The sequence below is a fragment of the Streptomyces sp. V4I23 genome (assembly GCF_030817975.1).
GTDB lineage: Bacteria > Actinomycetota > Actinomycetes > Streptomycetales > Streptomycetaceae > Streptomyces.
Genome location: NZ_JAUSZW010000004.1, coordinates 7128337 through 7141654, shown reverse-complemented (window position 1 = coordinate 7141654; position 13318 = coordinate 7128337). Strand labels below are relative to the sequence as shown.

Annotated in this window: 10 protein-coding genes; 2 read left to right on the top strand and 8 right to left on the bottom strand. The window is 71.4% G+C overall.

Translation table 11 applies throughout. From position 1 onward, the window contains the following. Window positions 1-11: 11 nt before the first annotated feature. The 3 genes from QFZ82_RS34870 to QFZ82_RS34860 all read right to left on the bottom strand — a co-directional run bounded on the left by QFZ82_RS34870 (window position 12) and on the right by QFZ82_RS34860 (window position 2677). A complete protein-coding gene (locus QFZ82_RS34870; protein ID WP_307716928.1) occupies window positions 12-668 on the bottom strand; it encodes a maleylpyruvate isomerase N-terminal domain-containing protein in 657 nt (218 codons plus the stop codon). Between the two features lie 72 nt (window positions 669-740). Next, on the bottom strand, window positions 741-2105 hold the full coding sequence (locus QFZ82_RS34865; RefSeq protein ID WP_307716927.1) for a cytochrome P450: 1365 nt from the start codon (window positions 2103-2105) through the stop codon (window positions 741-743). Between the two features lie 98 nt (window positions 2106-2203). Beyond that, complete coding sequence (locus tag QFZ82_RS34860; protein WP_307716926.1) at window positions 2204-2677, bottom strand: VOC family protein; 474 nt, start codon at window positions 2675-2677, stop codon at window positions 2204-2206. A gap of 143 nt (window positions 2678-2820) precedes the next feature. Here QFZ82_RS34860 and QFZ82_RS34855 point away from each other — a divergent pair, with 143 nt between their 5' ends. Further along, window positions 2821-5271 (top strand): SpoIIE family protein phosphatase, encoded by a 2451-nt coding sequence (locus tag QFZ82_RS34855; protein ID WP_307716925.1) that lies wholly within the window; start codon window positions 2821-2823, stop codon window positions 5269-5271. Between the two features lie 139 nt (window positions 5272-5410). On the opposite strand, the gene QFZ82_RS34850 is transcribed toward QFZ82_RS34855, so the two are convergent. Next, entirely contained in the window at window positions 5411-5818 is a 408-nt protein-coding gene (locus QFZ82_RS34850; protein WP_307716924.1) for a hypothetical protein, read from the bottom strand. Window positions 5819-6201: 383 nt separating this feature from the next. Between QFZ82_RS34850 and QFZ82_RS34845 the strand changes: the two genes are divergently transcribed. Continuing rightward, the gene (locus tag QFZ82_RS34845) at window positions 6202-7125 is read left to right on the top strand and encodes a glutamate ABC transporter substrate-binding protein (RefSeq protein ID WP_307716923.1); all 924 of its coding nucleotides are present in this window, start codon (window positions 6202-6204) and stop codon (window positions 7123-7125) included. Window positions 7126-7258: 133 nt separating this feature from the next. Here the strand turns inward: QFZ82_RS34845 and QFZ82_RS34840 are convergent, their stop codons facing one another. The 4 genes from QFZ82_RS34840 to QFZ82_RS34825 all read right to left on the bottom strand — a co-directional run bounded on the left by QFZ82_RS34840 (window position 7259) and on the right by QFZ82_RS34825 (window position 13304). Further along, window positions 7259-9478 carry an NADP-dependent isocitrate dehydrogenase gene (locus QFZ82_RS34840; protein WP_307716922.1) on the bottom strand — a complete coding sequence of 740 codons (2220 nt, stop codon included), beginning with the start codon at window positions 9476-9478 and terminating at the stop codon, window positions 7259-7261. 226 nt (window positions 9479-9704) lie between these two features. After that, window positions 9705-10634: a carbohydrate ABC transporter permease gene (locus tag QFZ82_RS34835; protein WP_307716921.1), complete on the bottom strand. Its 930-nt coding sequence runs from the start codon at window positions 10632-10634 to the stop codon at window positions 9705-9707. Next, complete coding sequence (locus QFZ82_RS34830; protein ID WP_307716920.1) at window positions 10631-11962, bottom strand: carbohydrate ABC transporter permease; 1332 nt, start codon at window positions 11960-11962, stop codon at window positions 10631-10633. Before QFZ82_RS34830 ends, QFZ82_RS34835 begins: the two co-directional genes overlap by 4 nt. 10 nt (window positions 11963-11972) lie before the next feature. Then, window positions 11973-13304 carry an ABC transporter substrate-binding protein gene (locus QFZ82_RS34825; protein WP_307716919.1) on the bottom strand — a complete coding sequence of 444 codons (1332 nt, stop codon included), beginning with the start codon at window positions 13302-13304 and terminating at the stop codon, window positions 11973-11975. Window positions 13305-13318 lie beyond the last annotated feature (14 nt).

Sequence of the window (13318 nt, the reverse complement as noted above, 5' to 3'; positions counted from 1 at the left end):
ACCAGGATGGCTCACGACCTCGGTTCGCCGTACCAGCGCCATGCGGTGCGGCGCCGCCGCCCGGGGAGATCGCCGCGCCCGGTGGCCCACAGCAGCGTGGGCCAGGGGTCCGTACCGCCCGGCACGTCGGGGAACAGCCGCGTCAGCACCCCCGCGCACAGTCCGTCCGGCGGGGCCCAGCGCAGCCCGAGCCCCAGCGCCACGTCGTGCGTGTGAACCAGGGTCTCGACGACGCCCATGGCGGCGAAGCCCTCGGCGTCGGAGTTCCCGAAGACGTGGTGCGAGCGGAGCCCGGGCGGCGCCGTGCGCACCATGGCGGTGAGCAGCGCCCCGCACGACTCCAGGACCTCCAGCAGCCCCGCCGCTCCCTCCCCGCGGTCCACGTGCACGGTGTTGCGGGGGCCGCCCGGCCTGCGGCTGTCGTAGACGAAGGGCACGACGCGGTCCGGGGAGGGATGGCGCGGGCCGAGTTGGACGGCGTAGGCGAACAGGTCGTCGGCGAGGTGCTCGACGGTCTCCCAGCAGTCCCACTCGAGGGTCCCCGCCCTCGCGTCCCACGCGGCGCCGGGCGGCGCGGAGCCCAGGAGATCGAGGCAGAGACGCACGGCGCGGTCGACGTCGTCCGCCGTCACGGCGGAGGGGGCCCTGTTCTCGGCTGAAGGGGACATGCCGGGACCGTATCCCGGGCGGACGGGTCGCCGTCCACCCGATACCCCTCCACGCGGCCTCAGCCGACGCCTTCAGGAGACGGGGCGCAGGACGCAGCGGGCCGGCCCGGCGGCGCGCAGGGTGATCCCCGTGTCGACGGGCACCGTCTCGTCCTTCGCGGTCAGTTCGTACTCCCCGAGGATCATCGCGAGCGCGAGCACGGACTCCAGCATGGAGAAGTGCTGGCCGATGCAGGCGCGCGGCCCGCCGCCGAACGGGAACCAGGCGTAGCGGGGCCGTTCCTTCTCCCGCTCGGGCGTGAAGCGCTCGGGGTCGAAGCGCTCGGGCTCCTCCCAGTACCGCGGGTGGCGGTGCGTCACCCAGGGGGCGACGAGCACGTCGGCGCCCGCCGGGACGGTGTGACCGCCGATCTCGGTGGCGGCGACGGCGCGGCGGCCGATGACCGGGCCCGCCGGGTAGAGCCGCATGGTCTCCTTGAGCACCTTGGTCAGGTACGGCAGGGAGTCGAGGTCCGCCGCGCCCGGTACGCGACCCACGAGGACGCTCGCCGCCTCGGCCCTGGCCCGCTCCTGCTGCTCGGGGTGACGGGCGAGCAGATGCAGCGCGAAGCCGAGCGAGGTCGCCGTCGTCTCGTGGCCCGCGAGCAGGAAGATCAGCACCTGGTCGCGGATCTCGGCGGCGTCGAAGCTGCCGTCCTCCTCGCTCTGCGCCGCCGCGAGCAGCGTGAGCAGGTCGTCGCCGGTCGCCGCGTCCCCGTCCGCTCGCCGCTTCTCGATGATGCGGTCGCACACCGCGTACAGCTCGTGGGTCGCGGCCGCGGCGCGGCGGTTGCCCGGAGTGGGCCAGTCGCGCGGGACGTTGACGGGCGAGTAGCCCCGGCGCAGGACGTAGTCGCCGATGACGGGGAAGCAGCGCTCGACGACGGCGACGGCCGATTCGACGTCCGTGCCGAAGAGGATGCGCGCTACCGCGCGCAGGGTCAGGCCCGTCATCTCGGCGACGACGTCCACGGTCCGGGCCGGGGCGCCGCGCCAGGCGGCGAGCATCGACGCCGTCTCGGCGGTGACGGCCTCCGCGTAGCCGTCGACGCGGCGCCGGGTGAACAGCGGCTGCACCAGACGGCGCTGGCGCAGGTAGTCGGCGTCCTGACTGGTCAGCAGGCCGTTGCCGAAGGACTCGCGGACCTCCTGGTAGAAGGCGTTGTCCTTGCGGAAGTTGGCCGCGTCGGTGGCGAGCACCTGCTGCGCGCCCTCGGCGGAGAACACGGCGTACAGCTCGGCCCGCAGTCCGGGCGGCCCGGCGGTGAGGCGGACGACGTCCCCGTGCTCGCGCCGGGCCGCGAGGAAGGTGCCGAGGGAGTCCCGCTTGAGGTCGAGCATCGACCCGAGCAGCGGCAGCCCCGCCGGACCGGGTACCCGTGCGGCAGTGGTGGTCATGGTCCCCCCAGGTCGGCGGCGGCGTCGCGCATCGTTGTGAACGCCCATTGTGTCAAAGGGCGTTGGGTGAGGGGCGCGCCCGGCCACCACCGCCGCGGTCAGGCTCCGTCGGCCGCCTCGCGCAGTGCCGCCACGTCCAGCTTGCCCATACCGAGCATGGCCTTCATCGCGCGCTGGGCGCGCCCGGCGTCGGGATCCTTCAGCAGCTCCTCCAGCACGGCAGGCACCACCTGCCACGACAGTCCGTACTTGTCCTTGAGCCATCCGCACGGGCCCTCCTGCCCGCCCTCGGACAGCTTGCTCCAGTAGTAGTCGACCTCCTCCTGGTCGGCGCAGTCGATGAGGAAGGACACCGCCTCGTCGAAGGTGAACTCGGGTCCGCCGTTGATCGCGGTGTAGGGCTGGCCGTCGAGCACGAAGTCCACGGTCAGCACGGTCCCGGCCGGGCGCGGGCCCGCCTCGCCGTAGTAGGAGACGTTGGTGATCTTGGAGTTGGGGAAGACCGAGACGTAGAACTCGGCGGCCTCCTTGCCCTGCGTGTCGAACCAGAGATTGGGCGTGATCCTGGGCATGTCGTTCTCCTGACCGGGTGGGGCGGACGGGTCTTCGCCGGTTCAGACCGCCCGGCCGTCCGGAATTCATCGCCGCCCGCCTCCGGACTTTCCCGGAGTGCCACCGAGTGCGCGGCCCGGGGTCCCGGCGGAGGATGGAAGCGATGACCGGTTCCGTGACGCTGATCAGTGAGAGCCCGGAGGACCCGTTCTCGCTGGGTCGGGCCGTCTCCGTGGTGCTGGATCCGCACGGGCGGGTCACCGGCTGGAGCGAGCGCGCGGAGGCGCTGCTCGGATACTCGGCCCGCGAGGCCCTCGGCCGGGCGGCCACCGAGCTGCTGGTGGACCCCCAGGACGAGGGGGTCGTCCTGAAGGCCGCGGCGGCGTGCGGGCGGGACCGGGGCTGGTTCGGGGTGGTGCCCGTACGCGTCAAGGAGGGGCGCACCCTCGGCTTCGGGGTCCGCGCCCGGCTCGTGACGCGGGACGACGGGGAGACGGAGTGGTTCCTGGTCGGTGCCCCGGCGGCCGAGGTCGTCCAGTGGGAAATCGACCGCTCGGTGATGGACGGCCTGTTCCGCAGGTCCCCTATCGGGCTCGCGGTCCACGACACCGATCTGAGCATCCTGCGCGTCAACCGGGCGATCGCCCGTCTCGGTGGCTTCGAGGCGGAGCAGGCCCGCGGGTTCAGGATCGGTGACTTCCTCGTACGGGTGGACGCGGACACCGTGGAGGACCGGCTGCGGGAGGTGCTGGACACCGGGGAGCCGCTGATCTTCACCGAGCAGTCCTGCCGGCTGCTCGCCGCGCCCGCCACGGAACGGTTCGTCGACGTGTCCGCGTACCGGCTGGAGGACTCCACCGGCCGGGTGCTCGGAGTGACCCAGCTGGTCGAGGACGTCACCGAGCGGCACCGGGCCCGGCGCAGGCTGGCGCTGCTCAGCGCCGCGGGCGCCGGGATCGGCACGACGCTGGACGTGGGGACGACCGCATCCGAGCTCGCGGAGGCGGCCGTGCCGGGACTGGCCGACTGCGTCTCGGTCGACCTCCTGGAACAGGTCAGCCGTGGCGAGGAGCCGGTTCCGGACAGCAGGGGAGACGCGGTGCGCAGGACGGCGCTGCACAGCGTCGCACCCGAATCCGAAGGGATCATGTTCCCGGTGGGCACGCTCACCACCTTCCCTCCCGGCACACCGCAGGCGCGTTGTCTGTCCGGACGGCGTCCCGTCCTCGAACCCTTCGTCGACCTGTCGAAGGCGCTCGCGGGTCTGGATCGCGCGGAGGCCGCGGAACTGCGGGGGGTGCATTCGCTCATGGTCGTGCCCCTCACCGCGCGCGGTCTCGTGCTGGGATGCATGAGCCTGTGGCGTTCCCGGCTGCCCGAACCGTTCGAGGAGGACGACCTCACGCTCGCGGGCGAACTGGCCGCGCGGGCCGCCGTGTCCATCGACAACGCACGGCGGTTCACGCAGCAGCGCAGGACGGCGCTGGCGCTGCAGAGGAGGCTGCTGCCGCGGGAACTGCCGGAGCATCCCGCGGTCCTCGTCGCCCATCGCTACCTGCCGGCCGGCGGTGCGGCGGGGGTCGGCGGCGACTGGTTCGACGTGGTCCCCCTGTCCGGGGCCCGGGTCGCCCTCGTCATCGGCGACGTCGTGGGGCACGGCATCAACGCGGCCGCGACCATGGGGCGTCTGCGCACCGCGGTGCACACCCTGGCCGACCTGGATCTCGAACCGGACGAGGTCCTCTCCCACCTCGACGACCTCGTCACCCGTCTCGCCGGCGAGCAGGAGCCCGACGACGAGGGAGCCCCCGGGGAGCAGGTGGTGGGGGCGACCTGCCTGTACGCGGTGTACGACCCGGTGGCCCGGCAGTGCTGCATCGCGCGGGCCGGACACCCGCCGCCCGCGGTGGTGACTCCGGACGGCGTCGTGAGCGTCCCGGACCTGCCCGCCGGGCCGCCCCTGGGCCTCGGCGGACTGCCGTTCGAGACCGCGGAACTGACGCTGCCGGAGGGCAGCGTGATCGCGCTCTACACCAACGGTCTCGTCGAGGGCGAGGAGCACGACATGGAGGACGGGATCGCCCGCCTGTGCACCGTGCTCGGCGGGTCCGGTTCGCGGCAGCTGGACGAGATGGCCGAGGCCGTCGTCGACGCGCTCCTGCCCGCCCGGCCGAGTGACGACGTGGCGCTCCTGCTGGCACGGACGAGCAGGCTGGCGCCGGAACTCGTCGCCACGTGGGAGCTGACCGCGGAGGCCACCGCGCCCTCGAAGGCCCGTCGGCTGACGGCCGAACAGCTGGCGGCTTGGGGGCTGGACGAGCTGGTGTTCACCACCGAGCTGATCGTCAGCGAGCTCGTGACCAACGCGTACCGCTACGCCGGGGGCCCGGTGACCCTGCGGCTGATCCACCATCACCGGCTGATCTGCGAGGTCACCGACCCGAGCAGCACCTCTCCGCACCTGCGGCGTGCCCGCTCCACCGACGAGGGCGGACGCGGCCTGCTGCTCGTCGCCCAGCTGACGGAGCACTGGGGAACGCGGCACGCGCGGGAGGGCAAGACGGTGTGGACGGAGCAGCTGCTCCCGCCGACGCCGGGGAGCCCGGTGGTGTGACCGGGACCGGCGCGCGGCGCCCCGGCGGCCGAGGCGGCACGCCCACGGGCGCGCACGCGATGCCGTCGGCCATCGGGCGGCCGCACGACACGCTTCGGGCCCCGGCCCCCGGGGCGGCGTCGGAGACGACACCGGACCGTCAGGCCGGGGCCGGGGCAGCGGCCGCCGGAGGCGTCACCGCGGCGGGAGGGGCGACCGGCGACGCCGCGGGCATGACCGCCGCTGTGACGGCGTCCGCGCGGCGGGCGAAGACCCGCAGGCCGGAGCCGTCCGTACCGGCCTTGAGCAGGCGCCTGGCCGATGCCACCGTGGCCACAGCCGACAGCGTCATGCCCGCCTGGCCGCACTGCCGGTGCGCCCGCAGCACGGCGCTGAGCGCCGCCGCGCTCACCACCGACGTCCGGAGCTCGATCACCACGGCCCGCGGCAGATAGGACCGGACGACCTCCGCGAGCTGCTGCGACACCGTGGCACGGTCACTGATCATGACGTCGCCGTGGAGCGTGACGACCAGTACGCCACGGTGGAGCGTGTAGGTGAGCACCATGAGCCATCCGATCCGGGAAATTTTAGGGATTTGCCTCATTTAGGGGCCCGGCGGTCGCCGCCGCAACACGCCACACCACAACCGGGGGAACGACCCCTCGCCCACACTTTCCGACCAGCGCTTTTCCTCGGGATGTGCGGCTCGTGCCCTTGACCCGGATCACCGCGCCGTTGACATCACAGTTCGCCCCGGTTTCACCTCTCCGTTTCCGGACCGTGATCCTCAAGTTCAGCTCAGATGTGGTGACGAACCACCGCGCCCTTCCTTAGGGTCCTCACAATCGAGAACGGTGGAGCAGGGGACCACGGTCTCGGTGCGGGAGCGAACGCCGTCTCCGGGCGTCGTCCGCTCCCCCGGATCGTTGGAACAGAGGATGTCGCACCATGAAGTCCCGCAAGTCGGCCACGTTCGCGGCGATCACCATGATCGCGGTCGCTCTCACCACCACCTCCTGCAGCGGCGAATCGCGTTCCGCGGATGACGACCCGCCGGGCGGCCCGAGTTCCATGGACCGGCCCAAGCTCCCCACGTACAAGGTCGCGACGGACGTCTCGTTCGACTCCCCGACCCTGGCCAGGGCGCAGAAGGCGGGCAAGCTCGTGATCGGGGTCGCGGACGACCAGCCCTTCCTGGGCTACCAGGACAAGGACGGCCAGCGCTCGGGTTTCGACATCGAGATCGCCAAGATGGTCGCCGCGGACCTCGGCTTCGCGCCCCGGCTGATCCAGTTCAAGACGATCGACACCCGCAGCCGTGAAGCGGCCATCACCAATGGCGAGGTCGACCTGTACGTCGGCACGTACACGATCAACGACGAGCGCAAGAAGAAGGTCGGCTTCGCGGGGCCGTACTTCATGGCCGGCGCCGACCTGCTGGTCCGCGAGGACGACGGCACCATCGGCGGCCCGTACTCCCTGGAGGGCAAGACGGTCTGCGCGGTGAAGGGCGCGACGGCCCTGCGCGAGATCCAGAAGCCCGAGTACAACACGCAGACGGTCGCGACCGACAAGGACGGCGAGTGCGTCGAGCGGCTGCTCGCCGGCGACGTCGACGCCGTGACCACGGACGACGCCATCCTGATGGGCTACGCGGCCCAGGCGCCGGACAAACTGAAGGTCGTCGGCAACCCGTTCACCGAGGAGCCGTACGGCATCGGTATGGACAAGGACGACACGGCGCTGCGCAAGGCGGTGTCGGATTCGATCGAGGCGCACGACGCCAACGGCGACCACGAGAAGGCGTACGACGCGACGCTCGGTCTGTCCGGCTCCAAGTACGGCGGCGCGCCGCTCGTCGAGCGTTACTGACGCACCGTCACCAAAGGGACGGTCACCCGGTCATCGGGTGGCCGTCCCTTCGTCGTGCCCGGCCGACGTCACGGGAGTACGCGTCCGCCCCGGCCGGCGTGGCGCCGGCCGGGGCGGATGGGGTGCGTCGGCGTCAGCCGAGAGTGGCGAGCGCCTGGTTGAAGGTCGCCGAGGGACGCATGACGGTCGCGGCCTTGGCCGGGTCGGGCTGGTAGTAGCCGCCGATGTCGGCCGGGGAGCCCTGGACGGCGATCAGCTCGTCGACGATGGTCCGCTCCTGCTCGCCCAGCGTCTTGGCCAGGGGCCCGAACGCCTCCGCGAGCTGCGCGTCGTCGGTCTGCCGGGCCAGCTCCTGGGCCCAGTACAGGGCCAGGTAGAAGTGGCTGCCGCGGTTGTCGATGCCGCCGAGCTTGCGGCTGGGCGACTTGTCCTCGTTGAGGAAGGTGCCGGTGGCGCGGTCCAGCGTGTCGGCGAGAACCTGGGCGCGCGCGTTGCCCGTGGTCGTCGCCAGGTGCTCGAAGCTGACCGCCAGCGCGAGGAACTCGCCGAGGCTGTCCCAGCGCAGGTAGTTCTCCTTGACGAGCTGCTGGACGTGCTTCGGGGCGGAGCCGCCGGCGCCCGTCTCGAAGAGGCCGCCGCCGTTCATCAGCGGGACGACCGACAGCATCTTGGCGCTGGTCCCCAGCTCCAGGATCGGGAAGAGGTCGGTCAGGTAGTCGCGCAGCACGTTGCCGGTGACGGAGATGGTGTTCTCGCCACGGCGGATGCGCTCGACGGAGAACTTGGTCGCCTCGACCGGGGACAGGATCCTGATGTCCAGACCCTCGGTGTCGTGCTCCTGCAGGTACGCCTTGACCTTCTCGATCAGCTGCGCGTCGTGGGCGCGGCCCTCGTCCAGCCAGAAGACGGCCGGGTCGCCGGTGGCGCGGGCGCGGGTGACGGCGAGCTTCACCCAGTCCTTGATCGGGGCGTCCTTGGTCTGGCACATGCGGAAGATGTCGCCCGCCCCGACGACCTGCTCCAGCACGGCGTTGCCGTCGGCGTCGACGACACGGACGGTGCCGGTGGCGGGGATCTCGAAGGTCTTGTCGTGGCTGCCGTACTCCTCGGCCTTCTGCGCCATCAGGCCGACGTTGGGCACGGAGCCCATGGTGGCCGGGTCGTAGGCGCCGTTGGCGCGGCAGTCCTCGATGACGGCCTGGTAGACGCCCGCGTAGCTGCTGTCCGGGAGGACGGCGAGGGTGTCGGCCTCCTGGCCGTCGGGGCCCCACATGTGGCCGGAGGTGCGGATCATGGCCGGCATGGAGGCGTCGACGATGACGTCGCTCGGAACGTGCAGGTTGGTGATGCCGCGGTCGGAGTCGACCATGGCGAGGGTCGGGCCCTCGGCGAGCTCGGCGTCGAAGGACGCCTTGATCTCGGCGCCCTCGGGCAGGGCCTCGAGGCCCTTGAAGATGCCGCCGAGGCCGTCGTTCGGGGTGAGGCCGGCCTTGGCGAGCGCCTCGCCGTACTGCGCGAAGGTCTTCGGGAAGAAGGCGCGTACGACGTGGCCGAAGACGATCGGGTCGGAGACCTTCATCATCGTGGCCTTCAGGTGCACGGAGAACAGCACGCCCTCCGCCTTGGCGCGGGCGACCTGGGCGGTGAGGAACTCGCGCAGGGCGGCCACGCGCATGACGGACGCGTCGACGACCTCGCCGGCGAGGACGGGGACCGACTCGCGCAGCACGGTGGTGGAGCCGTCGTCACCCTTGAGCTCGATGCGCAGGGTGCCGTCCTCGGCGACGACCGCGGACTTCTCGGTGGAGCGGAAGTCGTCGACGCCCATGGTGGCGACGTTCGTCTTCGAGTCGGAGGTCCACGCGCCCATGCGGTGCGGGTGTTCCTTGGCGTAGTTCTTGACCGAGGCGGGGGCGCGGCGGTCGGAGTTGCCCTCGCGCAGGACCGGGTTGACGGCGCTGCCCTTGACCTTGTCGTAGCGGGCGCGGATGTCGCGCTCCTCGTCGGTCTTCGGGTCGTCCGGGTAGTCCGGCAGCGCGTAGCCCTGCTCCTGGAGCTCGGCGACCGCGGCCTTCAGCTGCGGGATCGAGGCCGAGATGTTCGGCAGCTTGATGATGTTCGCGCTGGGCGTCTTGGCCAGCTCGCCGAGCTCGGCGAGGGCGTCGTCGACGCGCTGTCCCTCTTCGAGGTACTCGGGGAACTGGGAGATGATCCGTCCCGCGAGCGAGATGTCACGGGTCTCCACGGTGACACCGGCCGTCGAGGCGTACGCCTGGACCACGGGCAGGAACGAGTACGTCGCCAGGGCGGGCGCCTCGTCAGTGTGCGTATAGATGATGGTCGAGTCAGTCACCGGGTGCTCCGCTCTCCACGTCTGCAACATTGCTCGACATCAAGATATCTCGTGATCGGCCCCTGATCGACAGGGGCCTCGTCACGGTCGTGATCGGCGCCCCGGAGGGAGCGATCCTGACCGCCCGCGCCCGGGCGGGACGGCCGTGGCGGGGGACGGCCGGCGTCCGCGCGCGCGTGGACCGGCGTCGTCCGCCCCACGGGCGGACGACGCCGGTCTCTCGGTCCTACTTGACCGATCCGGCCATCACTCCCTGCACGAAGTGCCGCTGGAAGGCGAAGAAGACCACCAGCGGGACCACCAGCGAGAGGAACGCGCCCGGGGCCAGCACACCGATGTTGCTGCCGAACTGCCGCATCTGGGACTGCAGGGCGACGGTCAGCGGCTGGGATCCGCTGTCCGCGAAGAGCAGCGCCACGAGCATGTCGTTCCAGACCCACAGGAACTGGAAGATGGCGAGGCTCGCGAGGGCCGGCCGGCCGAGCGGCAGCACGAGACGGGAGAAGATCCGCCACTCGCTGCCGCCGTCCATCCGGGCGGCCTCCAGCATCTCGCGCGGTATCTCGGCGAAGTAGTTGCGCAACAGGAAGATCGCGAACGGGAGTCCGTAGGCGACGTGGAACAGGACGACGCCCGCGATCGTACCGAACAGCCCGATGGCGCCGAAGAGTTTGGCCACGGGCAGCAGCCCGATCTGGACGGGGACCACCAGCAGTCCGACGACCACCAGGAAGATCGCGTCACGGCCCGGGAAGTCGAGCCAGGCGAAGGCGTATCCGGCGAGTGCGGCGATGCCGACGACCAGGATCGTGGTGGGCACGGAGATCAGGACGGTGTTCCAGAACGCGGCGGTGATGCCGGAGTCCTCCAGCAGCGCCGTGTAGTTGTCCAGTGACAGCTGGGAGGGGTCGCTGAGCGCCGTCCACCAGCCGTCGGACGCGTTGTCCCGCTCCGAGCGCAGCGAGGAGAGGAACAGTCCGGCGAGGGGCGTGATCCAGACCAGGGCCACGACGATCAGCAGGGCCTGGACGATCCCGCTGTTCAGCCACTTGGTCAGGCGCTTCTGCCGCCCGGGGCGGCGCGGCGCGGCCGGGACCGCCGTGGGGACGGGGGCCTCGGCGAGCGGCGGGCGCTCGATGGTGCTGTGGCCGCTCATGCTCCGCTCCTCCTGAACCGCCGGACGTTGAAGATCATCGCGGGGACAACGAGCAGGAGGAGCAGGACGCTGAGCGCGCTGCCGAGGCCCTGGTCGTTGCCGCCGCCGAACGACACCAGCCACATGCGGGTGGCCAGTACGTTGGCCTCCTCCTGGACCGGTCCGGGCGCGATGATCCAGACGAGGTCGAAGACCTTCATCACATTGATCACCAGGGTCACGAAGACGACGGTGAGCACGGGTGCGAGCAGCGGCACGGTGATCTTGCGGAAGATCTGGCCCTCGGTGGCGCCGTCCATCCGGGCCGCCTCCAGCGCGTCGCGCGGGATGGCGGAGAGGCCGGCCCCGATCAGCACCATCGCGAATCCGGTCCACACCCACAGGTAGGCGCCGATGATCGCGGGGGTCACGAGGGCGGGGCCGAGCCAGTTCACGCCTCCGTAGGGGGCGGCGAAGTTCGACGCGGGCAGCCGGACCGTGTACGCGCCGTCGTCCAGGCCGGCGAAGCGGAACGATCCGTCGGCGGCCGTCGTCGTGGTGGCCGCGGTCGTCCCGTCACGTACGGCCTCGACGGTCATGCCCGGCAGTCCCTTCTCGGCCGGGTCGACCTTTCCCTGCGCACCGCCGCCTCCCGGGGCGAAGTCGAGGTAGACGACTCCGCCGATCGCGTCGGGTCCCGGCTCCTTCACGGCCGCGGCCTTCGCCCCGGCGGGCATGGCGTCGGGGGCGACGCCCACGAAGCCGAGGGTCACGGTCCGTCCCGGCTGCACGGCCTCCTCGGTGGTGTAGGAGCCGCCCGCGCCGCCGGCGAGACCCTGGTTCTCGCGGGCCCTGGCCGTCGGATACGCCGCCGGATCCTCGAAGGCGTCGTGGACGCCGACGACGGCGGCGTTGAGCACGCCCCGGTCCGGGTCCTGCTCGTAGGCGAGCCGGAAGATGATGCCCGCGGCGAGGAAGGAGACCGCCATGGGGAGGAAGAGCACCAGCTTGAACGCGGTGGCCCAGCGCACCTTCTCGGTGAGCACGGCGAGCATCAGCCCGAGACCGGTCAGCAGGACGGGTGCGACGACGACCCAGATGGTGCTGTTGCGGATGGCCCTGAGCGTGGCCGGATCACTGAACATCTCGGTGTAGTTGGCCGCGCCCACGAACCGGTCCCCGCTCGCGTCGAACAGACTGCGGCCGACGGAGAAGAGGACGGGGTAGACGACGAGCGCGCCGAGGAGCAGCAGTGCGGGCAGGACGAAGACGACCGCGAGGCGGCGCTTCCTGCGCTGGGCCCGGCGCCGCGGGTCCACCGCGACGCCGGCCTTGAGGGTGTCAGGCATGAGAGCGGCCTCAGTTCCGGTACGCCTTGGCCGCCGCGGCTTCCAGCTTCGCCGCGGTGGCCTTCGGGTCGGACGGGTCGCGCAGGAAGTCCTGGAGCAGCTTCCACTCCCCCGCGCCCTTGGTGCCGCCGAAGGCGGCGGGTGCCTGGTCGGACATGTCGAAGCGGACCGAGTTGCCCGCGCCGATCAGCGATTCGGCGGTCTTACGGGTCACGTCGTCGCTGTACGCGTCGAGGCTGACGTCCTTGTTCGGCGAGAGGAAGCCGCCCGCGCCGGCCCAGACCTCCGCGGCCTCGGGCGTCGCCAGGAACTCCAGCAGCCGCATCCCGGCCTCGGCGTTCTTGCCCTCCTTCAGGACGACGGCCGCGTCGCCGCCGCTGACCACCGGCGGCTCCCCGGCGCCGACCCCGGGGAAGGGGAAGAACTTGGCGTCCTCGCCCGGCTTCCTGCCGAACTCGTCCTTGGCCACGCCCGCGACGAAGTCGCCCTCGTAGACCATGCCCGCCTTCGGTTCGGGGCCGAAGACCTGCTCGACGGAGGCGGGGAAGTCGGTGCGCAGCGCGCCCTGGGCGCCGCCGGCGACGAGCTGCTTGTCCTTGAACACCTCGGCGAGGGTGGTCAGCGCCTTGACGACGCTCTCGTCCGTCCACTTGATCTTGTGCTGGGCGAGCTGGTCGTACTTCTCCGGTCCGGCCTGCGAGAGATACACGTTCTCGAACCAGTCGGTGAGCGTCCAGCCGTCCTCGCCGGCTATCGCGAAGGCGGGTCGGCCGGAGTCCGAGAGGGTGCGGCCGGCCTCCAGCAGGCCCGTCCACGAGCTGGGCTCCGTGACGCCGGCCTGGGTGAACGCGTCCGGGCTGTACCAGACGGTCGACTTGTGGGCCGCCTTGAAGTAGAGGCCGTAGTAGGTGCCGTCGACCGTGCCGTAGTTCTTCCAGACAGGGGAAAGGCCGTCGGTGGCCGACTTCGCGGTCTTGTCCGACAGCGGCTTGAGCCAGCCCTCGGAGGCGAACTGCTTCAGCACGCCGACCTGCGGGACCATCACCACGTCGGGGGCGTTGCCGCCCTCGATCTTGCTGCCGACGAAGGTGGAGACGTTGTCGCCGGAGGGCACGAAGACGGTCTTCGCACCCGTCTTCTCGGTGAAGGCGTCGAGCACCTTCTTGAAGTTCTTCTGTTCGCTGCCGGTCCAGACACCGGCCACGGTGACGGTCTGGCCACTGAGTTCACCGCCGCTCGCGGGGCCGGTGGTGCCACCGCAGGCGGTGGCGGTCAGGGCGACGGCGAGGGCCGCCGAGACCGTCGCTGCCGTCCGCCGGGTCGTGTTCGAGGGTCGTCGCATGGTGAGGGTCCTTC

What these genes read in the sequence shown, in the direction of transcription:
- QFZ82_RS34870 (WP_307716928.1), bottom strand. Translation starts at nt 668, where the DNA reads ATGTCCCCTTCAGCCGAGAACAGGGCCCCCTCCGCCGTGACGGCGGAC.
- QFZ82_RS34825 (WP_307716919.1), bottom strand. Translation starts at nt 13,304, where the DNA reads ATGCGACGACCCTCGAACACGACCCGGCGGACGGCAGCGACGGTCTCG.
- QFZ82_RS34830 (WP_307716920.1), bottom strand. Translation starts at nt 11,962, where the DNA reads ATGCCTGACACCCTCAAGGCCGGCGTCGCGGTGGACCCGCGGCGCCGG.
- QFZ82_RS34835 (WP_307716921.1), bottom strand. Translation starts at nt 10,634, where the DNA reads ATGAGCGGCCACAGCACCATCGAGCGCCCGCCGCTCGCCGAGGCCCCC.
- QFZ82_RS34855 (WP_307716925.1), top strand. Translation starts at nt 2,821, where the DNA reads ATGACCGGTTCCGTGACGCTGATCAGTGAGAGCCCGGAGGACCCGTTC.
- QFZ82_RS34860 (WP_307716926.1), bottom strand. Translation starts at nt 2,677, where the DNA reads ATGCCCAGGATCACGCCCAATCTCTGGTTCGACACGCAGGGCAAGGAG.
- QFZ82_RS34850 (WP_307716924.1), bottom strand. Translation starts at nt 5,818, where the DNA reads ATGGTGCTCACCTACACGCTCCACCGTGGCGTACTGGTCGTCACGCTC.
- QFZ82_RS34845 (WP_307716923.1), top strand. Translation starts at nt 6,202, where the DNA reads ATGAAGTCCCGCAAGTCGGCCACGTTCGCGGCGATCACCATGATCGCG.
- QFZ82_RS34865 (WP_307716927.1), bottom strand. Translation starts at nt 2,105, where the DNA reads ATGACCACCACTGCCGCACGGGTACCCGGTCCGGCGGGGCTGCCGCTG.